Annotated in this window: 24 protein-coding genes; 1 reads left to right on the top strand and 23 read right to left on the bottom strand. The window is 40.4% G+C overall.

Features of this window, described 5'->3' with window-relative positions; translation table 11 throughout:
* Positions 1 to 5: 5 nt before the first annotated feature.
* The 5 genes from RE474_RS12250 to RE474_RS12230 all read right to left on the bottom strand — a co-directional run bounded on the left by RE474_RS12250 (position 6) and on the right by RE474_RS12230 (position 4,798).
* Positions 6 to 1,058, bottom strand: coding sequence for an ATP-binding cassette domain-containing protein (locus tag RE474_RS12250; RefSeq protein WP_309310643.1), 1,053 nt, complete (start codon positions 1,056 to 1,058; stop codon positions 6 to 8).
* 41 nt (positions 1,059 to 1,099) lie between these two features.
* Positions 1,100 to 1,888 carry an ABC transporter permease gene (locus RE474_RS12245; RefSeq protein WP_309310642.1) on the bottom strand — a complete coding sequence of 263 codons (789 nt, stop codon included), beginning with the start codon at positions 1,886 to 1,888 and terminating at the stop codon, positions 1,100 to 1,102.
* A gap of 49 nt (positions 1,889 to 1,937) precedes the next feature.
* The gene (modA, locus tag RE474_RS12240) at positions 1,938 to 2,795 is read right to left on the bottom strand and encodes a molybdate ABC transporter substrate-binding protein (RefSeq protein ID WP_309310641.1); all 858 of its coding nucleotides are present in this window, start codon (positions 2,793 to 2,795) and stop codon (positions 1,938 to 1,940) included.
* A 248-nt stretch (positions 2,796 to 3,043) separates the two neighbouring features.
* On the bottom strand, positions 3,044 to 4,120 hold the full coding sequence (locus tag RE474_RS12235) for an outer membrane lipoprotein-sorting protein (protein WP_309310640.1): 1,077 nt from the start codon (positions 4,118 to 4,120) through the stop codon (positions 3,044 to 3,046).
* A gap of 234 nt (positions 4,121 to 4,354) precedes the next feature.
* On the bottom strand, positions 4,355 to 4,798 hold the full coding sequence (locus tag RE474_RS12230) for a HEPN domain-containing protein (RefSeq protein WP_309310639.1): 444 nt from the start codon (positions 4,796 to 4,798) through the stop codon (positions 4,355 to 4,357).
* A gap of 234 nt (positions 4,799 to 5,032) precedes the next feature.
* On the opposite strand from RE474_RS12230, the gene RE474_RS12225 reads away from it, so the two are divergent.
* Positions 5,033 to 6,304, top strand: coding sequence for a hypothetical protein (locus RE474_RS12225; RefSeq protein WP_309310638.1), 1,272 nt, complete (start codon positions 5,033 to 5,035; stop codon positions 6,302 to 6,304).
* Positions 6,305 to 6,355: 51 nt separating this feature from the next.
* Here the strand turns inward: RE474_RS12225 and RE474_RS12220 are convergent, their stop codons facing one another.
* The 18 genes from RE474_RS12220 to mbhE all read right to left on the bottom strand — a co-directional run bounded on the left by RE474_RS12220 (position 6,356) and on the right by mbhE (position 21,053).
* On the bottom strand, positions 6,356 to 6,775 hold the full coding sequence (locus tag RE474_RS12220; protein WP_309310637.1) for a 30S ribosomal protein S6e: 420 nt from the start codon (positions 6,773 to 6,775) through the stop codon (positions 6,356 to 6,358).
* A 72-nt stretch (positions 6,776 to 6,847) separates the two neighbouring features.
* The gene (gene infB, locus RE474_RS12215; protein WP_309310636.1) at positions 6,848 to 8,623 is read right to left on the bottom strand and encodes a translation initiation factor IF-2; all 1,776 of its coding nucleotides are present in this window, start codon (positions 8,621 to 8,623) and stop codon (positions 6,848 to 6,850) included.
* 101 nt (positions 8,624 to 8,724) lie between these two features.
* A complete protein-coding gene (ndk, locus tag RE474_RS12210; RefSeq protein ID WP_309310635.1) occupies positions 8,725 to 9,174 on the bottom strand; it encodes a nucleoside-diphosphate kinase in 450 nt (149 codons plus the stop codon).
* A 13-nt stretch (positions 9,175 to 9,187) separates the two neighbouring features.
* Entirely contained in the window at positions 9,188 to 9,376 is a 189-nt protein-coding gene (locus RE474_RS12205; protein WP_309310634.1) for a 50S ribosomal protein L24e, read from the bottom strand.
* Positions 9,377 to 9,386: 10 nt separating this feature from the next.
* A complete protein-coding gene (locus RE474_RS12200) occupies positions 9,387 to 9,602 on the bottom strand; it encodes a 30S ribosomal protein S28e (protein ID WP_154810801.1) in 216 nt (71 codons plus the stop codon).
* Between the two features lie 22 nt (positions 9,603 to 9,624).
* On the bottom strand, positions 9,625 to 9,981 hold the full coding sequence (gene rpl7ae, locus RE474_RS12195; protein ID WP_309310633.1) for a 50S ribosomal protein L7Ae: 357 nt from the start codon (positions 9,979 to 9,981) through the stop codon (positions 9,625 to 9,627).
* 281 nt (positions 9,982 to 10,262) lie between these two features.
* Entirely contained in the window at positions 10,263 to 11,129 is an 867-nt protein-coding gene (locus tag RE474_RS12190) for a hypothetical protein (protein ID WP_309310632.1), read from the bottom strand.
* Between the two features lie 72 nt (positions 11,130 to 11,201).
* Positions 11,202 to 12,425, bottom strand: a complete 1,224-nt coding sequence (locus tag RE474_RS12185; RefSeq protein ID WP_309310631.1) for a SufB/SufD family protein — start codon at positions 12,423 to 12,425, stop codon at positions 11,202 to 11,204.
* Complete coding sequence (locus RE474_RS12180; protein ID WP_309310630.1) at positions 12,404 to 13,150, bottom strand: ABC transporter ATP-binding protein; 747 nt, start codon at positions 13,148 to 13,150, stop codon at positions 12,404 to 12,406. Before RE474_RS12180 ends, RE474_RS12185 begins: the two co-directional genes overlap by 22 nt.
* A 220-nt stretch (positions 13,151 to 13,370) precedes the next feature.
* Positions 13,371 to 13,604, bottom strand: coding sequence for a hypothetical protein (locus RE474_RS12175; protein ID WP_309310629.1), 234 nt, complete (start codon positions 13,602 to 13,604; stop codon positions 13,371 to 13,373).
* Between the two features lie 4 nt (positions 13,605 to 13,608).
* The gene (locus RE474_RS12170) at positions 13,609 to 14,664 is read right to left on the bottom strand and encodes an L-threonylcarbamoyladenylate synthase (protein ID WP_309310628.1); all 1,056 of its coding nucleotides are present in this window, start codon (positions 14,662 to 14,664) and stop codon (positions 13,609 to 13,611) included.
* A 530-nt stretch (positions 14,665 to 15,194) separates the two neighbouring features.
* A complete protein-coding gene (mnhG, locus tag RE474_RS12165; RefSeq protein WP_309312254.1) occupies positions 15,195 to 15,551 on the bottom strand; it encodes a monovalent cation/H(+) antiporter subunit G in 357 nt (118 codons plus the stop codon).
* A gap of 11 nt (positions 15,552 to 15,562) precedes the next feature.
* Positions 15,563 to 15,823, bottom strand: a complete 261-nt coding sequence (locus RE474_RS12160) for a cation:proton antiporter (protein ID WP_309310627.1) — start codon at positions 15,821 to 15,823, stop codon at positions 15,563 to 15,565.
* Positions 15,820 to 16,314, bottom strand: a complete 495-nt coding sequence (locus tag RE474_RS12155) for a Na+/H+ antiporter subunit E (protein ID WP_309310626.1) — start codon at positions 16,312 to 16,314, stop codon at positions 15,820 to 15,822. The genes RE474_RS12160 and RE474_RS12155 overlap by 4 nt, the downstream gene beginning before the upstream one ends.
* Complete coding sequence (locus RE474_RS12150) at positions 16,311 to 17,849, bottom strand: NADH-quinone oxidoreductase subunit M (RefSeq protein WP_309310625.1); 1,539 nt, start codon at positions 17,847 to 17,849, stop codon at positions 16,311 to 16,313. The genes RE474_RS12155 and RE474_RS12150 overlap by 4 nt, the downstream gene beginning before the upstream one ends.
* Complete coding sequence (locus tag RE474_RS12145; RefSeq protein WP_309310624.1) at positions 17,846 to 18,274, bottom strand: NADH-quinone oxidoreductase subunit K; 429 nt, start codon at positions 18,272 to 18,274, stop codon at positions 17,846 to 17,848. The genes RE474_RS12150 and RE474_RS12145 overlap by 4 nt, the downstream gene beginning before the upstream one ends.
* A complete protein-coding gene (locus RE474_RS12140; RefSeq protein ID WP_309310623.1) occupies positions 18,271 to 18,687 on the bottom strand; it encodes a monovalent cation/H+ antiporter subunit B in 417 nt (138 codons plus the stop codon). The genes RE474_RS12145 and RE474_RS12140 overlap by 4 nt, the downstream gene beginning before the upstream one ends.
* Positions 18,684 to 21,053, bottom strand: a complete 2,370-nt coding sequence (gene mbhE, locus RE474_RS12135) for a hydrogen gas-evolving membrane-bound hydrogenase subunit E (RefSeq protein ID WP_309310622.1) — start codon at positions 21,051 to 21,053, stop codon at positions 18,684 to 18,686. The genes RE474_RS12140 and mbhE overlap by 4 nt, the downstream gene beginning before the upstream one ends.
* Between the last annotated feature and the right edge of the window lie 153 nt (positions 21,054 to 21,206).

The raw sequence follows: 21,206 nt of genomic DNA, 5'->3' as shown, positions 1-21,206 counted from the left end.
AAAAATCAGTAAATAAGATGAACAGTGGATGCTTTGAAAGTCAGATATACCTCTGAACCAGTTGAAAGTTTCATATCATCATAGGCTCTCTTTGTTAGTACGACCCTGAAAGGTATGCCTGTATCGATTACCAGCTTAACAGTCGACTTCATCCTAATAACATCGGAAACAACACCTGTAAATGAGTTTCTGGCACTGGAATCTATCGGGTCCTTTGATATGAGTATGTCCTCCGGCCTTATGGAAATAACCACATCCCCATCTCTTTGAGTGCTGGAAATAATGGTGTGTCCGTTTACTCCTATTTCAGACAGGTTGTTGAAAATAACTGACTTTCCATGGAACAGATTCTCAACACCTACAAAGTCAGCAACGAATTTTGAATTTGGCTTCCTGAAAACCTCATCCGGCGTTCCAACCTGATGGATCTTACCTCCATGCATGATGGCTATACGATCTGCAAGGGTGAAAGCCTCTTCAAAACTATGAGTCACATGTATCGTAGTGGTTTTCTTTAACTGGTGTATCCTCAGGAGCTCCTGTCTGAGGCGGTCCTTTGTTCCGGAATCAAGAGCAGAAAGTGGTTCGTCAAGCAAGAGCAATGCCGGTTCGGTTATTATTGCTCTTGCAATTGCGGTTCTTTGTTTTTCTCCACCGCTCAGTGTTGAAGGATGCCGGTCAAGCAGGTGAGCTATTCCAAGCATCTCTGCGGTTTCTTCGATCTTTGAATGGATTGAAGCTTTATCGAGTTTCGAATCAGTATACTTCAACCCGAATCCGATATTCTCCCTGACATTCATATTCGGGAAAAGCATGAAGTCCTGGTAGACCATGCTTATATGCCGGTCTTTTGGAAGCAGAGAGCTTACATCAAAATTATCAATTAATATGGAACCAATATCTGGATTATAGATACCTGCTATAGTTTCCAGAAGTATTGTTTTGCCTGAGCCGGTCGGTCCAAGTATACAGAAATATTCCCCTTCTTTTACACAAAGGTTTATACTTTCCAGTTCAAAGTCACCAAGTGTCTTTGAAACATCACTTACTTCAATCATATTTTTTGCAAAACTCTGAATTCACATCATTACAGGGAAATCTAATAGAGCTTTGCAACCCCTCCCTTGCGTTCAAATAAGTATAATGTAATGCCAGAAATCAGTATCAATATCGTTGCAGCTGCAATTGCAAGGTCAAGTTCGCCGGAAGACATGTTCAGGTAAAGAGCTATCGGTAATGTCTCGGTCTTCATCCTTGTGGCTCCTGCAAGCATTAACACTGCACCGAACTCCCCCATTCCCCTTGACCATGTTATAACGGAACCTGCAAGCATACCGTTCTTTGAAAGAGGTAATGTTGTCCTGATAAAAGCCTGAAAAGGCGTGCATCCAAGCGTCTGTGCTACATGTTCATACCTTGGATTTATGCCTTCAAAAGTTGAACGCATAATCCTTAGCATCAGGGAGATGTTCACTGCAAACTGAGCCATGATTATACCAGGAACTGTGAAAACGAACTTAAGTCCTGCATCTGCCAGGAAACTTCCAACACTGGTTGTACCGAATATAAGCAGCAGACCAAGTCCTGCAACTATTGGCGGTAATGCCATTGGCAGGTCAAGAACCGTGTTGATAATAGCTTTTCCATGAAAATCATATCGTGCAAGCGAATACGAAACCGGAACTGCTATCAGTATGCACATGAAAGTTGATATTACAGACGTCAGCAGGCTGAGACGTATTGCAAATTGAATTTCCGGGGAAACTATGTTTGTTATCAGACTTACCGGGTCAGTATGAGTGATAATTTCAAATATCAGAGTGAAAATAAAAAAAGTGAGCAGGAGCATCAGAAAAAGATTTACATGCTTGAATCCGTTCCTTTGCATTGGATACACCTGCTTCGTTTTGCGGTTTGACAAGTTATTTCATCTGAAATCAGTTAGCTTCTAAATAGGCATACTTTTCATCAGGATAAAGTGTGAAGCCATAGTCCTCAAAGATGCTGCGACCTTCATCGGAAACAACAAAATCTACAAATTCAGATGCAAGTTCCGGATTTTCAGATGTTGTAAGAGTTGCTATTGGAACTATCTTTATGATATTGTCATCCTCTGCAATCTCTATCATATTCACTTCACTGTTGTTTAGTACAAGATCCTCCCATACTATGGAAGCATCCGCCTGACCTAGTGAGACATATGTGATAAGTTCATTTACTGTAGCACTTTTTGCAACAACGTTCTCTTCAGTCTGATTATATATACCCTTCATAGTCAGCATTTTATCACATAGTACACCGATAGCTGCTGCCTGTGGATCTCCCAGTACGACACTTACATCATCATTTGCAAGATCATCCAGACTATTGATATTTGCCGGATTATCCAATGGAGTGATAATCACTGGAACATGATACACAACCTTGCTGGAATTATCGACAAATCCCTTTTCTGCTGCTACTTCAAAGTAGTAGGTTGCACCAGGCATGTAAACGTCGCCTTCACCTGTAAGTTCTATCTGTGTCAGGAGTGTGTTGGAACCTGCATAATTATACTGTACAGGAACACCATATTCCTCTTCGAACATAATTCCAATTTCATCCATCGGCTTTCGCATTCCAGCACCACAGTAAACTAGCAATGGTTCTTCGCTGGTCTGTTTATCTAAATTAACTGAGTCTGAAACCGCTGAATCCTGATCAGCTATAGAATTACTGGTGGAATCAATACAACCCAGAAACAGAACACAGGAAATCAATAATGAGAATACTATAACATGTTTTTTATTAACCATCCAATCCTCTCCTAAAAATCAAGCCCGAATGAATGTTATGCTTTTTCAAGCACAACATCATTCAAAGTAGCAATGTTCAGAGTGTTATGTTCACTATGACATAACGATACTTCCTTGGCATGTTTACTATAAATAGCTTACTATTAAGTGATTCTTTTAAGCTTTAAAGTAAAAAACAGTTGAGAATAAACAAGAAATGCATGCAGTCTGAAAAAACTACATACATCTGGATAAAACCACAAATATTATTATTCCATCGATTCAGCTATCTGAATAATTTCATCCATTTCAAGAGGAGCACTGAGAGTCAACAAAGCATTGTCGATTTCCCACTGCAACATCCCGGAACCACCATACATGGAATAGAAATCACCTTCCACACCATTAACAGAAACTGTTTCGCTTTCCATCAGGATTGACTTCTGATCTATTTCCCCATTATAGAAACTTTCAGATATTATAATACCATTGTCATCATAAGAATACATCAGGGTAACTGATTCATCAATATTTGCTACAATAGAAGTATTGCTGAACATTACATTATTTAATTCATATCCATCAGGTAAATAGGAAGGAGTGAGAATTTCATTATCAGATAGATTCTGTGCCTCTTCAAGTGTCATCGAGACAGGAAGTATGTCATCGAAATCATCCACTTCTATAACCTCTGCACCATCAGGAACCTCAAATTCAAATTCATCATCGGATATTCCAGTGTTTACTTCAAAATTCCTGTATTCTACAGTAATTTGATAGGTATTTTCTGTGCCCATTTCTATCTTCAATGGAGTCCATGTCTCATCATCAACCCAGACTTTCATACCTGATCCATACAAGTTATCTTCTTCTTTGGGAACAAGCATCAATACTAAAGTATCTCTGCCATCGAGATCTTCAGTACCTACAAGAGAAACATCAGTTTCATTTAAAAGATCTCCAATGATAGATGCATAATCCATCTCAAATTCATCTGAAACTTCCGGCATTTCCATAATTGTAACAGTGTTAGCAGCTGGATCATATATCCACATTTTCTCACCGTTTGAAACTGTTGTCTGGCCTGCCATTTCCTCTGGCATTAGTACAATGTTTTTCATTTTACCGGGATTTTTTTGATATAGCTGATATTCCGTTTCCTGCGTTCCACCTTCAATTGAAATTGTCATATGAACCGTTGCTGAAATATCTTCTATGTTTGCCTGTTTTTCCTGCATTTTCTCAGCAATCTGATCAGCAGTTAACCCCTCTCCAATACAACCTGAATTTAATAGTGCTATGCTTATTAAAACTAATACAAATACTATTTTAGATTTTATTTTCATTCATCCACCCATTTATTAGAATTACCGACGATTCATAATAGAGAAAACATATAAACTCATTAGAAATATCCTATGTAATAACATAATTTAATACATGTAGTAGTAAAATAATTATATATAGTAATTATGGCCCAAGTTTCCAACTATAATTCATAGTTAAAACATCAATAGAAATAAAAATAAGAATGCTGGTGTAGAACCAGAAAAAAATATGTGAATATAATTTAAACAGGATTAATCAGAGTCTTCAATCAAAGATTCCTTAAAAGAACGAATCTTCTCCTGATCAAAAAGTTCCTCAACCTCTTCACACATTGCCAGAATACGCTCCATGTCTGAAACCGTTGGTTCTCCATGGAAGTAATCATCAATGCTACAGATACCGAATATCTCATCCAGTGATCTTATTTCTTTATTGAGCTCTTCTGGTGGTTCCATGAACATCTCGACAGTATCCATCAAACATGTGTAATTGTGGTTATAAGGTTCCATATCATGAAGATAACAAAGTGCCACAAGATAACGTTCAAGAGCCAGTGAAGCAACGTTGAAGACTACACTGTGATCCTGTCCCTGCTCCATAAACATTTTTGCCCTGCGAAGGTATGCTTTGGAGTCACGATACTCCTTTTCAAAATCATCAAATCTTGATCTCTTCTCCATAAGTTCCAGTCTCATCGTTTGCCTCCTTATCAGGACTTTTATATTTTTTCTAGATTTAATATCAGCAGGCACAAATACCTGCTAATTAGGAATTCTATTTCCTTATCATGTAATTTAGATATAACGCTTGAAAGAGGATTTATCATTTATGAGATTTTAATAAGGGAATGCAAAACGTATAATAACTATAGACTCACTAATATATTTATAAGCAATACTTCATAAAATACTTGCTGTTAAGGAAAAAAGGTGGTTCAACTGAAACTGGAACCTCTGAACGACATTGTAAGATCTCTCACCTATACACTTCAAAATGAAGCAGGCGGAAGAACTGGAATATTTTTTCAGTTCTATGTATTCCTCTGGGTCATGCTTACTACATTCTTTACTGTGACCCGTATACTTTCAGTTACCAGCAGACCTGACCCGGTCTATCTTGCTAGTGCACCAATGTATGTGATCCTCCTATACGTGCCGTTATATGTTTTCTGGATCTATGAAAAAAAAATAGGTCTAGAACAACGAAGAGTCAGAGAAATGCAGATAGTGGATTCTGTCAATGTTGACTACAGATTTGCAGATTCTGTTGAACTGGGATTTAAAAATCCGCTTTATCTCAGAGTAAACAACCCTACTGGAAAACACATCGAAAACATATGGCTTAGAGCAGTTTTTCCTGCAACTGTACTCTGCGGCAAACCGGTCCTTAGCCTCGGTTCGCTTGAACCCGGGTCATCTATCTCTGCAAATATTTCATTTGTACCACTGGTAGCAGGGAATCTTTCCATGGGTTATTATGATCTTTACTTTGAAGTTGACAGACATAAACACCAGAAACCACCGTTCTTTTTTGAGAACATAAAAGTTAATCATACTTATCTTCCACTAAATGTGGATATTGATGATCATTTCAAATTCGGACATGAAGGTAAGATCTCATTTAAGATGATAAACAAATCAAACATTGAGCTTGGGGAACTGCATGTCAAATGTTCCTTCCCGAACGATCTGAACTATGATACTGCTTTTTCCAAAACAAAAGATCTGGCACCTGAATCGGTATTCAATACTGAGTACTTAATAACACCAGGTAAAGGAGGAGACATTGATCTTGGAAGTTTTGAGATATTTTTCAAACTGGGAGGTAATAATTGTAAAATCGGATCTGTAACATTCGGGAAACATTATGTTCAGACTCCCGAAGTCAATGTCATGATCAAAATACCAGAGTCACTATATAGCGAAATTGGAAATTCTATTGGTATATATGTAGATAATAAATCTGATGATACTCTGCATAATGTATGCTTCAATAGCTGTTTCTCATCTTTTATAGAGTGCCATGATCCAAATGCATGCATTGCAGAAATACAGCCACATTCATCCGGTTATACTTCCCTTGTTGTAAAACCAGTAAACTCCGGAAAAATCGATTTTGGAAACCTGAACTTTTCCTTTGAAGCAAATGGAATAATCTGCCAGCAGGAAGCTTTTGACCTTGGAATACACAAAGTAGTGTGAAATAAGAAATATAAAATCAGTTTAGAAAAAAGATATCAGAGAGTGAGATACTCACTCTTCTGCTACTGCTTCAACTTCCTCTGCCGGTTCTTCGTCGCCGCCGAGGATCTTCTCAATGGTTTTTTCACCGTATTCTGCAACAACGGTGTTTATCTGGACGATATCTGGTGCGACTTCTCTTCCACGCATCATCTTCCTGCGGCGTACACCCTTTGATACAGGAGAGTATCCTGTTCCGTTTGCAACAAGGACTCTCTGTCTTCTTGGTCCTGGAAGGTCTGGTCTCATGACCATTCCGCTCTTGTCGCTTCCGCCTGTGATCTTCAGTGAGTATCCTGGAAGACCTACAAGTGTTCCGTCAACTGTTTCTCCGATTGATTTACCAATGAATTTGTTGGCTTCAGCGCCTGTGACATCAAACTGGTATGACTTTGTCTTAGGGTCTGCAACCACTACTTTAAAATCTGCCATATTTTTTCCTCCTTATGGTTTATTTTCCTGTATTTGTTATGATCTTTCTAAATGAATTGTGCATCTTTTTCCTTACTTTGCCCAGAAAGGATTATCCTTTCTTTTTATTGCAAGGAATGCATCAAGTGTTTCTAATTCATCTGCCGTCATTGAGTCGTAAATTTCATGTTCCATTTTCTTTGCGTGTCTTTCAGGGACATTCACAAAGAGCGTATCCTCTTCCTTGATCTGCCTGCCAACCGTAGGTCCTTCAATAGCCATTGCGACTTCCATGCCGATCTTTGCTGCGGAAATATTTTCCCCGCGCATTTGAAGGCCTTTTACTTTACCAACAACTTCACCTTCAGTGTTGGTAATATCTACGCCGGTCTTTACCATACCACCAATGATCTTCACACCTACAACAGCAGGCTTGCTCTGGCGGAATGTACAGTCAGGCATGATATAGAATCTTCCGGGTTTTGTGATAGTATCGGATATCTCTTTCTCAGCCAGTTCCTTCTGCTTCTTTACCCAGTCCTTGTAATCATCTATTAAACGATATATTACATCGTTCAAGAAAAGTTTTACTTCTGTGGACTGGAGCTTTTCCTTTGCATCAGGAAGAACCTTTACGTTGAACCCTACGATAACTGAGAAGAACGGATCTTCAATTGCAGTTACTTCCACGATGTCCCTGTTACTGACATCGCCTACGTCTGCCTTTCTTATTGGAATCTCCTCTTTCTTCAGCTCGTTAACAAGTGCTTCAAGAGAACCAATGGTATCTGCTTTGATAGTGACACCTATAGTATCAGTGTCTATCTGGACATCTTCGATCTCACTCTTGATCTCTTCGGTGATCGCATCGATAGTATCAGGACTTGCAACCCTCACAGGGGAACCTGCAAGAGCACCTTCAAGATTAGGTGCGGATATTTTTACACCAACTGCTGCTGTGACTTCAGAAACCTGCTGGAACTTTTCCTCGGCCTTTATCTCTGAAAGCGGGCGTGGTTTAAGTAATGCCCTTATCTTTGTCTGAATAGGATTTCCAAGGCTTCCTACAACAATGGTGTCACCTTTCTTGATGGTACCATCATAAAGAATTATGTCAAGAGTAGTTCCAAGACCTTTTTCTTCCTTTACTTCAAGAACAGTACCAATTCCAGGGGCTTTTGCATCATAATGCAGGTTACCCTCAAGGAACCTCTGAGCAAGTCCGAGAAGTATCATAAGTACATCAGGAATACCTTCACCAGTAGCAGCACTTATTGGAATGATACCTATGTTGCGCTGGAAATCATTCACCCTGTCATATCTTTCAGAGTTAAAACCGATGTTGTAAAGCTCACCTACAACCTCATAGAGCTTGTTATCAAGATCAGACTTTACACGTTCACTCTGCTTGTTATAGGTCGCAAGGAAAGGAAGGTTCTTGTTAGCTTCCCAGCCATGTATCCTGTCAATCTTGTTTGCAACAACCACAAAAGGAGTCTTGAATCTTTTAAGGATATGGAGACTCTCTATTGTTTGTGGCATGAAACCTTCATTGACATCAACAATAACAATAGCAAGATCCGCAAGAGCACCACCTCTGCTTCGAAGAGATGTGAATGCATGATGTCCGGGAGTGTCAATAAAAAGAAGACCCGGTACTATGAACTTGTCTTTTAGTGAAGGATCCCCACATTTGTTTACAATATTCTCTATGGGAACCTCAGTTGCACCTATATGCTGGGTAATAGCACCTGCTTCACCATCGGCAACAGCACTTCCCCTGATCCTGTCAAGTAAGGTTGTCTTGCCGTGGTCGACATGTCCCATTACAGAAACGATTGGTGTACGTAGATTTTCATTTACAGCCATGTGCAAACACCTTCAAAGATTATCCGGATAGTTGGAAATGAATTCTAAGGAAAGAATTTTCAGGATATTTGCAACCGGCAAACATCCTAACTCTAACCTTTTTACTCGTAGAGACAGACCTCATCGATCTTGGTATAATTAACTATCTCTGAATCCTTGAAGTGGATAGCTATCTCACGCTTTGCGGATTCTGTTGAATCTGATGCATGGACGACATTCCTGCCGGTCTCTACTGCGAAGTCTCCCCTGATAGTACCAGGAAGTGCTTCAACAGGGTTTGTTGCACCGTTTACTGCACGCATGATTGCAATAGCATTCTTACCTTCAACAACCAATGAGACAGATGGTCCTGATGTTACATACTCTATAAGTGAAGCAAAGAACGGTCTTTCAACATGTTCCTTGTAGTGCTCCTTTGCACTTTCCTCACTCATGACACCAAGTCTCATGGCTGCGATCTTAAGACCACGTTTCTCAATTCTTGAAATGATCTCGCCCATAAGTCCGCGCTGTACTGCGTCCGGTTTGACCATAATATATGTCTGTTCCATTTAGGACACCCAATTATGCTTTCTTCAAGTATATTCTGCCCTGTTCGGTCCAGATGGTACGTCTTGGTAATCTTCCAAGCTCAAAATTGCTTTCACATTTGGATGTGCAGAAATAATATGTTGAGCCATCTTTCTTTACGAAAAGTTTACCTGTACCTGGTTCAAGAAGTTCACCACAAAATGAACATTTTCTCTGTTCCATATCAGTCACCTCATCTGGTAGTCAGTTTCTTGGCTTCTCTGGAAGTCTCGATCAACATGAAAATGTCACCGATCCTTACAGGACCAACGCAATTACGGGTGATTATACGGCCCTTGTCGCGTCCTTCGAGCACGCGGCACTGAATCTGGCTGGCTTCACCATGCATACCGGTGTTTCCGATAACATCAATGACTTCAGCCGCATAGCCTGAATCTTCATCTGCCATAACGATACCTCACGTATCAGAATTATTTAAGTGCACTTACTTTCTGTGCAATGTCTTCAACAAGTTCGCTACCCTTGCCAGCGTCGACGATTGCGACTGCGGAGCAAGCGACACCGATTCCACAGGCTGCACCGAGCTCTTTCTGCTCTTTTACATATATGTATGCTGTGTTCTTCTCTTCACAGAGAGGTGCAATGTGTGCAATGACTTCTGCAGGGTCGACATCATCTGCAATTACTGCGAGCTTTGTGATGCCTCTCTCGATAGCTTTTGTCACTTCATTGATACCTTTCTTCAATTTGCCTGTGTCTCTTGCAAGTTCTACACTCTCGAGTGCTTTGTTAGCGAGTTCTTCTGGAACGTCAAATTTTGCTGCCATATTATTTTCTCCTTCGAAACCATGCTGTATACTCATGGTTTTTCATTATTCATTGTGTGCCGCAACTGCGACTAATTTGGCCAATTACGATTGTAACAATGTTAATCAATAAGTTAACTGACACATATGCCAAAGTAATGGCTGTGAATTACTGCATTCATACTTATAACTTAATTATAGTTTTTGCAGAATGCGCAATTGGAATTGTTGAACGACCTGTTCAGGTATAAAGCTTGTGGCAGATAAAAAAGAAATAGAGATGAGAACTTATCTCATCTAAGTTAATAATATTGTTCTGTTACAAGATTGATGAAATTTGTTGTATTAGCAGTAACAACAACTTTCAATATATTTCCATTATCATAACTGCTGGTATTATAAACAAGTCCTCTTTCAGTACTATTTGCTTCAAGCTTTGAGACAGTGTCTACAGTGCTATCAAGTGGATTAAGGAATATTTCTGTCTTTGAATAATTTCCATCATCCATATTTCTGTACTCCAGATAGTGCTGATCAGCCAGACTGTCTGTTGATGTTACTATCTGATATTCTGCACCAGGAGTAACATAGCCCATAATTTCATTGAATTCATCAGAAGCAGGACTTGTACCTGATGCCACATCAATGATATTTTCAAGAACACCAATATTTCCAAGTAGGGTAGGAGTTCCAATTATGTTATAAATACCATTACTTCTGAAAAGTAGCGAATAACCATTATAAGAATCAGTGACAGTATAGTTAAAGTTTATAACCTCAGGATTCAGTTCATCTGCTTCAAATCCATAACCGCCTGTAATATTATATGCTGAGTATCTTGTGATTATCATAGTATTATAATACATGTACAAATCGCTCACATTAAAATCCTGTAGCGGAGTACCATATGTGCGGGAATAGTCAACATAAATCGCATTCGTCATACCTTCCGGAGTAAATTTAAGTCCATCTGAAAGTGAATTCAGTTCTGCATTAAAATGAGCGCCACTGACAACTTCAAATCCGGGGGCATTTGCTATATCAGTTGATGCATCCGTTGCTGTATCATCAACATCGTTGGAATTACCTATAAAGCTTGCAACGAAGTATGAAAAAATTGACATGACCATTATAGCGGCCAGAAAAATAGCTCCATATTTTTGATTCATTCATTCTCCTCAAACAATCTATAACGTGAATAAAATAAACGTAAGTTAAAGTATAAATAAAAAAGGATAAGATCAGATCGCATTCTCTCCGATCTTTGCAATAGTAGCGTCGATGTCAGCCTTAAGTTCATCTGGAATACCCTGGATGCCAACATCAAGGAAACCCCTGACGATCATACCTACTGCATCCTCTTCCGTAAGGCCTCTTGCCATTAGATATTCGATCTGCTCCCGTGCAATCCTTCCCACAGCAGCCTCATGTGACAGTTCGATATCTTCAACATTTGCTTCAAGTATAGGAATTGCTCTCTGCATTCCGCCACCAAGAACAAGTCCGTGACATTCCAGATGGCCTTTTGCATTGTTTGCATTACCGATCATCTCTCCACGGGCAATAGCTTTACCACCTGTGGTAATTGTCCTTGAGATAAGCTCGGCCTTTGTGTCCTCTGCATTGAATACCACTTTGCTTCCAAGGTCAAGTTCTGATCCAGGATGTGCAACAGCAATTGTATTCAGTCTTGTAAACGCACCCTTGCCATCAAGAATTACTGTAGGATATGCCTGAACAGATTTTACAGGTTTCAGGGTTACATAATTGCTGATGTATGTTCCGCCTTCTTCAACATGAACAACGGTCCTTGGCCTGACACCTATCTCTTCAGCCCAGTTGTGGATCATAGTAAAATTAAGGGTAGCTCCCTTTTTCACATACATTTCTGATATTCCAAGATGAAGACCTTTCTCAATGCCGTGTTTTGTAGAGCATCCTGTAATAACATCAAGCTCTGCTCCCTCTTCCACAATGATTATGTTATGAACGGTCTGAGATACCTGCTTGGAACCGATAAGCAGACATGTCTGCACAGGCATTTTTGACTTTTTACCTGCAGGTGCCCTGATGAAATACCCATTTGAGTCCTGGAGATAACTCATTGCAGTGTACTTGTCCTTGTCTGGCTCTACAAGCTTCCATGAATAGTCTTTAACCCAGTCATGGACCTTCATAGCATCCCTAAGTGACATAAGTTCCACAACGTCATCGTCACGCAGGGATGAATGTGTCACAGCATTGTTAAGCATCAGGAAACTACCTGACCTGTTATCCTCAGAAGGTGTAAATCCAACATTTAAGAGTGTCCTCTGATCCTCTTCACTTAGTTCTTCGAGGTCATCAGTATGTTCCTCTTCCTCAGATGCAAGCCCATATTCATTAAGATCAAAATCCTCACCGTATGCAGCATTCTTTTTGAGGGCTGCTTCTGCCTTTTTTCTCATATCTCCATCAGCTTGCATTTGATACACTCCTCATATCCACGTTCCTTTATTTCAGCGAGCATTTCATGTGGATTTCCTGTGCACATGACTGTTCCATTACACAGGATATTACCCCTGTCAGCTTCTATATAGTCAAGAACCTGTCCAGTGTGTGTGATCACAAGTGCGGATTTTCCATGCTTACACCTGTCACCTGCACACTTGCAGTCTTTCTGAAGTAGTTTATTTATGGTGCGTCCAAGCTGTTCAATACTTACGAGGTCAACACCTGATTCCGGTTCATCAAGAAGGATAAAATCCGGATTCTGTGCTGAAAGCTGCAACAATTCTGACCTCTTGATCTCGCCACCAGAGAAACCTACATTAACATCCCTGTCAAAAAACCTCACCATATCAATATTTGCTGCAAGCTCTTCTGTCTCCTTGATATCCTTAGAAATAACCTTTAAAAGATCGTGAAGTTTGACACCACTCATATTAGGAGGTCGTTGCGTCATGATGCCCATACCCATCTGCGCCCTTTCATAGACCGACATGTTTGTGATATCTTCTCCTTTGAAGATGATTTCTCCTTCGACAACATCGTAGCCGCTGAATCCCATCAGGGTCATTAGAAGTGCGGATTTTCCTGCTCCGTTTGGTCCGAAAAGAACGTTAGTATAACCGGCTTCAACATTAAGGTCAACACCTTTCAATATCCTTCGGCCGCCGATTTCAACTGTTAGATTATTGATCTCCAGCATAATATGGCCTCCTTTTTATGACAATATATCCATGAAAGCTGCTTTCATGGGAATTCTGCTTTACTATACGGTTTATCGGTTAAAAACTTATTGAAATTAGGGATAATCCGATGCTCTGCCAAAGATATATTTTTGATAGTTACCTGCAAAAAAACTGTAGATTATATTTATTCATAAACCTAAGTTCAAAATAAATGAGAATTACTTCTATATTAAGGAATCATCTTTGGGACTTTAATTGTTGACTGGCAACCATTCCAGTGAACATAGTGTACGCAAATATAATAATACCAAGCCAGATAAGAGGGTCCCCTATATCCCCTTTACCAAAATAACTTAAAGATAGGCCTGCACCAAGGATTAAGATGTTTGCTTTGAGCAAGCTCTTGTTCCTTTTAAGAATAGCAATGTTTTTTTGTTTATCTTGAATTTGACTTTTCCTTTCTTTATCCATATGATCACCGGACCTTGATTATCATATCTGCTGCCTTGCGAACTCTGTTAAATACGGCTGCACCGATTCCCCTGGGGTCAAATGAACCGTCTACTATAATAATATCCACATTCTTAAGATCAAGAAAACGAAGACCATAAAAGAGAGATTTTGCAGCCTGTTCAGGTTTATCTTTGCAACCAATTGAGAATGATTCTACTCCTGAGAAATGTTTCTTCGACTCTTCTGTGAGCATCAGTCCAGCCTTCGCATTCCGCATGTGGAGATCTTCAAGAAGTTCTTTTATTCTACAGACAACTGCTTCATTATCACCCTCTACCAGAATTACTCCGGCTTTGGGAGAATAATGTGTATATTTCATTCCGGGAGAACGAACAGTCTCGCTTTCAGGATGGACTTTATCATCATAAGCGACTTTCACTTCTCCAATGCATTCTTCAAGTTCTTCTTTGCTGATCTTCCCCGGCCTGAGAATCGCAGGTATCTCTGAAGTCACATCAACAACGGTTGATTCCAGACCTATGATAACGTCACCTCCATCAACAACAGCATCTATCCTCCCGGAAAGATCTGCAATAACATGTTCTGCTGATGTCGGACTTGGTTTTCCGGAGAGATTTGCACTGGGAGCAGCCAAAGGTTTTCCTGACCTTTTAATAAGCTCTATTGCAATTTTATTTTCAGGAACCCTTATTGCAACCGTATCAAGTCCACCGGTTGTGACGTCGGGGACAATTTCTTTTCTTTCCATTATAATAGTAAGAGGTCCGGGCCAGAACTTATCCATAAGCAACGATGCTTTTTCCGGTATTGCACGAACAAGAGATTCGCAGTCATCTCTGGAAGTAACATGAACTATAAGCGGATTATCGGCAGGTCTGCCTTTAGCTTCAAATATCTGCATCACAGCTTTTTCGTCCAGAGCATTAGCTCCAAGCCCGTATACAGTCTCCGTTGGAAAAGCAACGGTTCCACCTTGTGACAGTATTTTTGCTGCCTCATCCAGAGGTGCAGATTCAAGTTTTTCACTTACATAGAAGACTTTTGTATCTTTTGTCATGTCTCAGTAAACAATGTAGAGTTATTTTAAGAAGCATTTATTAGCATGTAATGGAATGAAACCTATTGAACAATAATGCTCATAAGGTTTTTGTTCGCCTGTAGAAAATTGTCCATAAAACGAGAAAGACATTTATGCCATTACTAAGTGAATATTATCCTTTTTAGGCATAAATCTATTTTGTATATAGTTTGTAGATAACACTTATATATGATGATTTCATCTAAGCATTCAGTGAGCGGGTCTGTTTTTAACCCCACTCCCACACTAACCCCCACTCCCCAACCCGCTCACAGATAATAAGGGAGTTAATTTCACACTGTTACATATTAATTTCGATGAAGAAATTCGTATATACAGATAGGATTTAATGTTAAGGCTTTGAAATCAAAAAAAGCATTTAGTATAGATGATTTCAAAAATGCTATACAAAAATAAATGCAGATATCCCGAAAATACAAAATAGAAATAAAGAAAGAGGCTTCAGTGCAGAACTGACGCACCTGCTCTTTCATTCTGTAATTGTAATATTAGTCTTCCTCTGGTACAGGACAGCCTGCATTACATGCCTTTCCATACTCATCGATCACTGATTCCTTGCACAGGCCAACACCGTGCCTGTGGGCCGCACGGCTTATCATATGAGCTGCAACCGGGGATGTGACCAGAATGAAAAGTGCTACAGTCAATGCCTTAACACCCATCGGTGAAAAACCTACCTTAAGCAGTATGCTGAGCATTACACCAAAAGCACCTAAAGTACCGATCTTTGTGGTTGCGTGCAACCTGTTATATACATCAGGAAGCCTTGCAAGTCCGAGCATTGCCAGGAAGACAAAGAACAGACCAATCACAAGGACGATATTGCTCAGGATATCCAGAATCATTGAAGCTGTACTCAAAATACCACCCCTTCATCAAGATACTTGGCAACCGTTACGGTTCCTACAAAGGAAATAATAGCAAGTACAAGTGCCACATCCATGAAGAACACGGATTCATGGACATATGAATAGATACCCAGCATTACAACTATGATCGTTGTCATAGCATCCAGAGCTACAACCCTGTCAGGTATTGTAGGGCCTTTGATAACCCTGTAAAGACAGGGGATAAAAGATATCACCATAAAAATAAGTGAATAGTTAAGCAGGTTCATTCGAATGCCTCCATTGTGTATTTTTCCAGATCATTCTTTATGGACTGGGCTATTCCTTCCGGATCTGTTGCATCGATTGCATGCACATACAGGATAGACTTGTCATCAGATACATCGATGGTCAATGTACCAGGTGTAAGGGTAATTGTGTTTGCAATGGCAGTGATACCAATGTCTGTTTTGGAATCAATTGGTACAGCAATAATGCCCGGCTTTATATCGATAGTTGGCTGCAACACAATCTTTGCAACCATGATGTTCGCCTTTATGATCTCCACTATAAGTACATACAGATACTTGATTTGTGCCGGTATCTTTTTCAGCGCATTGCTGAAAGAGAACTCAAGGTCAAAGGGGAACAGAGTCTTGAATGGCCTGATAATAAATGGTGCAATAATCAGTCCCAGTATGAAGTTGTTAATGCTTACAGTACCATGGACAAAACACCATACCAGAGCCAGTATTGTTGAGTAGGCAATATATCTTTTCATCTTACCACCCTCATCAATACAGCATCAATATACGGTTGCGGGTCAACGATCTGATGGGCTGTTGCATTTGCAAGTGCTATCAATGGTTCTGCATAAATTCCGAATGCAACGACTGTCAGTGCAAGCACGACTATTGGCAGTGTCATCAGAAGTGAGAGCTTGTGACTGGAATACTCTCCGTATTTTTCAACGTCCCTTTTCTCTCCCCAGAACATGAGTAACATTGCCCTGAACATGTAGAAAAGAGTGAATATTGCAAAGAAAAGTGCAATTCCTATTGCAAAGTAATACTGTTCACCGATACCGGCATCAAAAAGATTGAGCTTGGCAATAAAACCACCCAGTGGTGGCATTCCTGCAATTGACATGGCACCGACAAGGAACATAAGTGACATCAGTGGTGCACTATCAACCATGCCGCCCATTTTTCTCATGTCCCTGGTTCCTGCGTGGTGAATGATTCCGCCTGAGGTAAGGAAAAGCATTGACTTTGCTACTGCGTGATTTACAAGATATACAAGTGCTGCTGTTATTCCGTAGATGCTTCCAAAACTGATACCAAGGAAAACATAACCAATCTGGCTTACACTGGAATACGCAAGCAGGCGTTTTACATCAGTTTGCGCTACTGCTGAAATTGCTCCGACAACAATGGTTGCCAGTGCAAGATACATTATTACAGGCTTGAAAATATCAAGAGTATCAATGAATATCAGGAAGAATACCCTGAGCATTCCGTATGCTCCCACCTTGATAAGTACACCACTAAGCATTGCACTTATGGGTGATGGTGCTGTGGGGTGTACATCCGGAAGCCAGTAATGAAGCGGGAATATTGCAGCCTTGTTACCAAAGACCACAACGAACATCAGAGCAATGGCAAAAATATACCAGGGAAGTGTTCCTGCTGCACTCATTGCACTGAGTTTGACTGATATATCAGCCATGTTCAGTGTTCCTGTTGTTGCATAAAGTGAAGATACTGCAATGAGCATTACAATTGAACTTAACATGTTGAGTACAAGGTACTTGAAAGTGGCCTCCATCTTGTCGGAACTCTTTGTGACACCACCCTGCTCATTTGCGATTACAAGTCCGCATGATGAGAGCAGAAGTAACTCAAAGAATACGAAAAGATTGAAGATATCTCCTGTGAGGAAGGAACCGTTAAGTCCTGCAACCAGCAGACTGAAGAGCGGATAGTAAGATGCACTCAATGATTTTCTCTCGATGTAATCAAGTGAGTATATTAGTGAAAGGAATGAAACGAATGATGTAAGCACAACCATTCCTGAACTCAGAAGGTCTGCCACCAATATGATTCCGTATTTTCCCCATTCTCCTACTTCATAGGCCTGAATGCCACCTGACCATACCTGCATAAGCAAAATTATACTCAGGATTAACATTACAAATGAGACAGCAACGCTCAATACTTTCTGTATCCCAGGCTGTTTTCGAAGAAGTATCATGAGAGCAGCCACAAGTATTGGAGTGGCTATCAGTATGATAGGGATATGAGTTGACAGGTTCATCCCCAGAGCCTCCTGAGTTCCCTTATGTCAGTAGTTCCATATTCCTCGTAAATGCGGTATGCAAGGATCAATATGAATGCTGTTGTAGCCAGACTGATTACAATGGCTGTCAGTACAAGAGCCTGAACAAGAGGGTCAACATAATCCACCTGATGACCTGCTTCTATAATAGGTGCAAGTATTCCCTGTGAGAGAGAATCTGTAAAGATACTTCCTGTTGCTTCTGCAGCTCCGTGTCCGCCATCATCTGTGATTATTGGCACTTTTGTTCCGGAGAAAACTCCTGCGGATACTATCAGAAGGTTCACTGCATGTGAAAGGACACCAAGTCCGATAATAACTCTGACAATATCACGGCGCAGTATAAGGAAAGTACCGATACCGAACAGAATTGCTATTGTAAGAGAGAGCAATGTATTGTTCATTTGTCATCACCTACGTTTTTGAAAATGGAAAGCAATCCTCCGATTACCACGAAATAAACTCCTATATCAAAAAGACCGGCTGATACCAATTCGATTTCTCCGAAGAATGGAAGATGGACAAATTCCACAGCACTCCTGAAGAAGTTGTGTGAAAAGGCAATTGCTGAGAAAGCTGTAAGTGCAGCCAGCAATAAGCCAAATCCAAACCAGTTACCCCAGTCCGGGTTAAAGAATGATTTTATGTATTTAAGACCGAATGCCACGTAAGTCAGTGCAATAACTGAAGCAAACATGACACCGCCAATAAATCCTCCTCCGGGATTATTATGTCCCGCAAGTAAGAGGGATATCGAGAAGAGGATGACCAAAGGTAAACATATCTTTGTTACTGTTTTTGTGATCAAGGTTGTCATTCGTCCTCACCCCTGCTGTGTATAAGATTATAAACGCCAAGTGCTGCAAGACAGAGCACAGAAATCTCACCAAGTGTATCATATCCTCTGAAATCCACGATAATGACGTTCACAATGTTATGACCGCCTGCAAGTGAAAGACTCTTCTCTATGAAATAATAGGAGAGAGTTTCAAATGGTGGAACTATTCCCTGTGTTGCATTTATCAGCAGTAAGAAAATCATTGCTGATACAGCCACAGATATTATAAGATCCCTGGTAAGTGTTGTGGCAGGGATATGTTCCTTGAATTTCTGCGGGATCTTTACAAGTGCCAGCAGGAAAATAATAGTCGAAAGTGTCTCTACCAGAACCTGTGTGAGTGCCAGATCAGGTGCCTGCAGATATATGAACAGCAGAGCAACCAGATATCCAAGACCTGAAAGAGCTATGATGGCAGGCAAGTATCTTGGCAGTAATGCTGCACCAAGAGCTGCAACTATCATGAACAGGAATATCAGACCTTCATAAAGTGGAACATCGAAATTAAGGTTCTGCGGTATAAGGTTTGCACCAAGCATCGTTGCAGGAATTGCAAACATTGCAAGTGTCAAGAGCAGAACAGCGATCACATAGTTCTTTACCGGACCAGGCTGCATCCTGCTTGAGAATTTGAATGTAACATCCTTTGCATTATTCACTGCACCATCATAATAGTAATTGACACTGAACCATGGGAACCTTGCATTGAACCTGTTCTGCCACTCTGCGATCCTGTCGTACTGAGTGTAAATAAGGAGACCCAGGATAAATGTTACTATGGTCATCATCAGTGAGATTGTGAATCCATGCCAGAGCTGTACGTGCAGGTTAGCTTCCTCAAGAAGAATTCCTGAAACTGTTGGCTCAATGAAGTTGTGTACCGGAATTGAAGGTACAAGTCCGAACAGTATAATAAGACCTGCAAGGAAAATTGCCGGTGCAAGCATTATCATTGAAGGATCATGTATGTGCTCAGGCAGTCCCTTTGTTGGTCTTTTACCAAGGAAAATACCGTCTATAAATTTGATTGAATAAGCAAATGTAAAAACACCACCCAGCACCGCAAGTGCAGGGATGAGTATTGTGTATGGTCCGCCAAGAAGATGACCCATCTCAACAGATGACTCGTAGAACATCTCCTTACTAAGGAATCCGTTAAGAGGCGGGATTCCTGCCATGGATAATGCTCCAATGGTAGCCACTATGAACGTTATTGGCATTTCTTTACGCAAACCACCCATTTTCGTAATATCCCTAGTCGCAGCTTCATGTGCTACTATACCTGCCACAAGGAAGAGACATGCCTTGAATGTTGCGTGATTAAGAAGATGGAATGTTGCAGCTGCCACACCAATTCCAGGTTCATTATGGGTGGTGTAACCGTACATTGTCATGAGATAAGCAAGCTGACTGATGGTGGAATATGCCAGAATTCCTTTGATATCGGTCTGCCTGAAAGCAAGGAAACCTGCAAGGAGCATAGTGAATATTCCTACTCCGCTTACCAGAATGAACCAAGCATCAGTACCTGAGAACATTGGGTGTATCCTTGCTACGAGATAGATACCGGCCTTTACCATTGTGGCTGAGTGCAGAAACGCACTGACCGGGGTTGGTGCTTCCATTGCATTTGGAAGCCATATGTAAAATGGACCCTGTGCTGACTTTGAGGCAGCACCGATGAATATGAGAATAAGTGCATAGATGAAAAGGTTGTGATTTTGCAGGGCTTCCCTTATGGATTCATTATGTAATATAGTGGGAATGTCGAAAGTTCCGGTGATAGCGTGTAACACCAAAAATCCTGCAAGCATGAATAAACCGCCTGAAGCGGTAATAAGCATTGATTTGGTTGCTCCGTAAACTGACATTGGTCTGTTACGCCAGTAACCGATAAGCATGAAAGAAGTGATACTGGTAAGTTCCCAGAATATGAAAAGTTGAATAGTGTTAGCAGAGAACACCATACCGAGCATTGACCCCATGAAGAAAAGAAGCTGCTGGTAATATCTTGGAAGATCCTCTTTCTTTGACATGTATCCGTTGGAATATGACATGATAATAACACCAATGCCGGATACGATGAAACCGAACATTATACTCAAACCATCGGCATAGAAAGAAAGGTTAATCCCCATTGAAGGAAGCCATTCTATAGTTCCCTGAATAGTCCCCCCGTGTATGATCTCCGGTGCAACCTGAGCAACCAACAGTAAACTCAGCAATGCAGTGGCGGAAGCGTACCATCCTACTTTATCCTTTAGAAGTTTTTCAACGGCAGGCAATATACCGGCCAAAATAAATGGCAAAAAAACCGCTATAGTAATTGCTGTAAACGAATCCATGACACCTTACATTCAATTCCCTATATATAATGTTTTTTAATGTGAATTATTATTTATGAAGAATTATTAGTAATATCCATATCACCATAATTATAAAAAAAAACAGACAGAACCGATACCACATAACATTTATATATAAGAAATTTTGCCAGG

Source organism: Methanolobus sediminis (assembly GCF_031312595.1).
GTDB lineage: Archaea > Halobacteriota > Methanosarcinia > Methanosarcinales > Methanosarcinaceae > Methanolobus > Methanolobus sediminis.
Note: the sequence above shows the minus strand (reverse complement) of the source record. Positions and strands in the feature narration are given on the sequence as shown.

Bases quoted from the DNA above. Each gene is read 5' to 3' on its own strand.
- mbhE (WP_309310622.1), bottom strand. From the start codon at position 21,053: ATGGATTCGTTTACAGCAATTACTATAGCGGTTTTTTTGCCATTTATT.
- rpl7ae (WP_309310633.1), bottom strand. From the start codon at position 9,981: ATGGCAGCAAAATTTGACGTTCCAGAAGAACTCGCTAACAAAGCACTC.
- RE474_RS12175 (WP_309310629.1), bottom strand. From the start codon at position 13,604: ATGGATAAAGAAAGGAAAAGTCAAATTCAAGATAAACAAAAAAACATT.
- RE474_RS12205 (WP_309310634.1), bottom strand. From the start codon at position 9,376: ATGGAACAGAGAAAATGTTCATTTTGTGGTGAACTTCTTGAACCAGGT.
- RE474_RS12200 (WP_154810801.1), bottom strand. From the start codon at position 9,602: ATGGCAGATGAAGATTCAGGCTATGCGGCTGAAGTCATTGATGTTATC.
- RE474_RS12150 (WP_309310625.1), bottom strand. From the start codon at position 17,849: ATGAACCTGTCAACTCATATCCCTATCATACTGATAGCCACTCCAATA.
- RE474_RS12185 (WP_309310631.1), bottom strand. From the start codon at position 12,425: ATGCAAGCTGATGGAGATATGAGAAAAAAGGCAGAAGCAGCCCTCAAA.
- RE474_RS12230 (WP_309310639.1), bottom strand. From the start codon at position 4,798: ATGAGACTGGAACTTATGGAGAAGAGATCAAGATTTGATGATTTTGAA.
- mnhG (WP_309312254.1), bottom strand. From the start codon at position 15,551: ATGATTCTGGATATCCTGAGCAATATCGTCCTTGTGATTGGTCTGTTC.
- RE474_RS12170 (WP_309310628.1), bottom strand. From the start codon at position 14,664: ATGACAAAAGATACAAAAGTCTTCTATGTAAGTGAAAAACTTGAATCT.
- RE474_RS12250 (WP_309310643.1), bottom strand. From the start codon at position 1,058: ATGATTGAAGTAAGTGATGTTTCAAAGACACTTGGTGACTTTGAACTG.
- ndk (WP_309310635.1), bottom strand. From the start codon at position 9,174: ATGGAACAGACATATATTATGGTCAAACCGGACGCAGTACAGCGCGGA.
- RE474_RS12180 (WP_309310630.1), bottom strand. From the start codon at position 13,150: ATGCTGGAGATCAATAATCTAACAGTTGAAATCGGCGGCCGAAGGATA.
- infB (WP_309310636.1), bottom strand. From the start codon at position 8,623: ATGGCTGTAAATGAAAATCTACGTACACCAATCGTTTCTGTAATGGGA.
- RE474_RS12145 (WP_309310624.1), bottom strand. From the start codon at position 18,274: ATGAACAATACATTGCTCTCTCTTACAATAGCAATTCTGTTCGGTATC.
- RE474_RS12245 (WP_309310642.1), bottom strand. From the start codon at position 1,888: ATGCAAAGGAACGGATTCAAGCATGTAAATCTTTTTCTGATGCTCCTG.
- modA (WP_309310641.1), bottom strand. From the start codon at position 2,795: ATGGTTAATAAAAAACATGTTATAGTATTCTCATTATTGATTTCCTGT.
- RE474_RS12235 (WP_309310640.1), bottom strand. From the start codon at position 4,120: ATGAAAATAAAATCTAAAATAGTATTTGTATTAGTTTTAATAAGCATA.
- RE474_RS12190 (WP_309310632.1), bottom strand. From the start codon at position 11,129: ATGAATCAAAAATATGGAGCTATTTTTCTGGCCGCTATAATGGTCATG.
- RE474_RS12160 (WP_309310627.1), bottom strand. From the start codon at position 15,823: ATGAACCTGCTTAACTATTCACTTATTTTTATGGTGATATCTTTTATC.
- RE474_RS12155 (WP_309310626.1), bottom strand. From the start codon at position 16,314: ATGAAAAGATATATTGCCTACTCAACAATACTGGCTCTGGTATGGTGT.
- RE474_RS12220 (WP_309310637.1), bottom strand. From the start codon at position 6,775: ATGGCAGATTTTAAAGTAGTGGTTGCAGACCCTAAGACAAAGTCATAC.
- RE474_RS12140 (WP_309310623.1), bottom strand. From the start codon at position 18,687: ATGACAACCTTGATCACAAAAACAGTAACAAAGATATGTTTACCTTTG.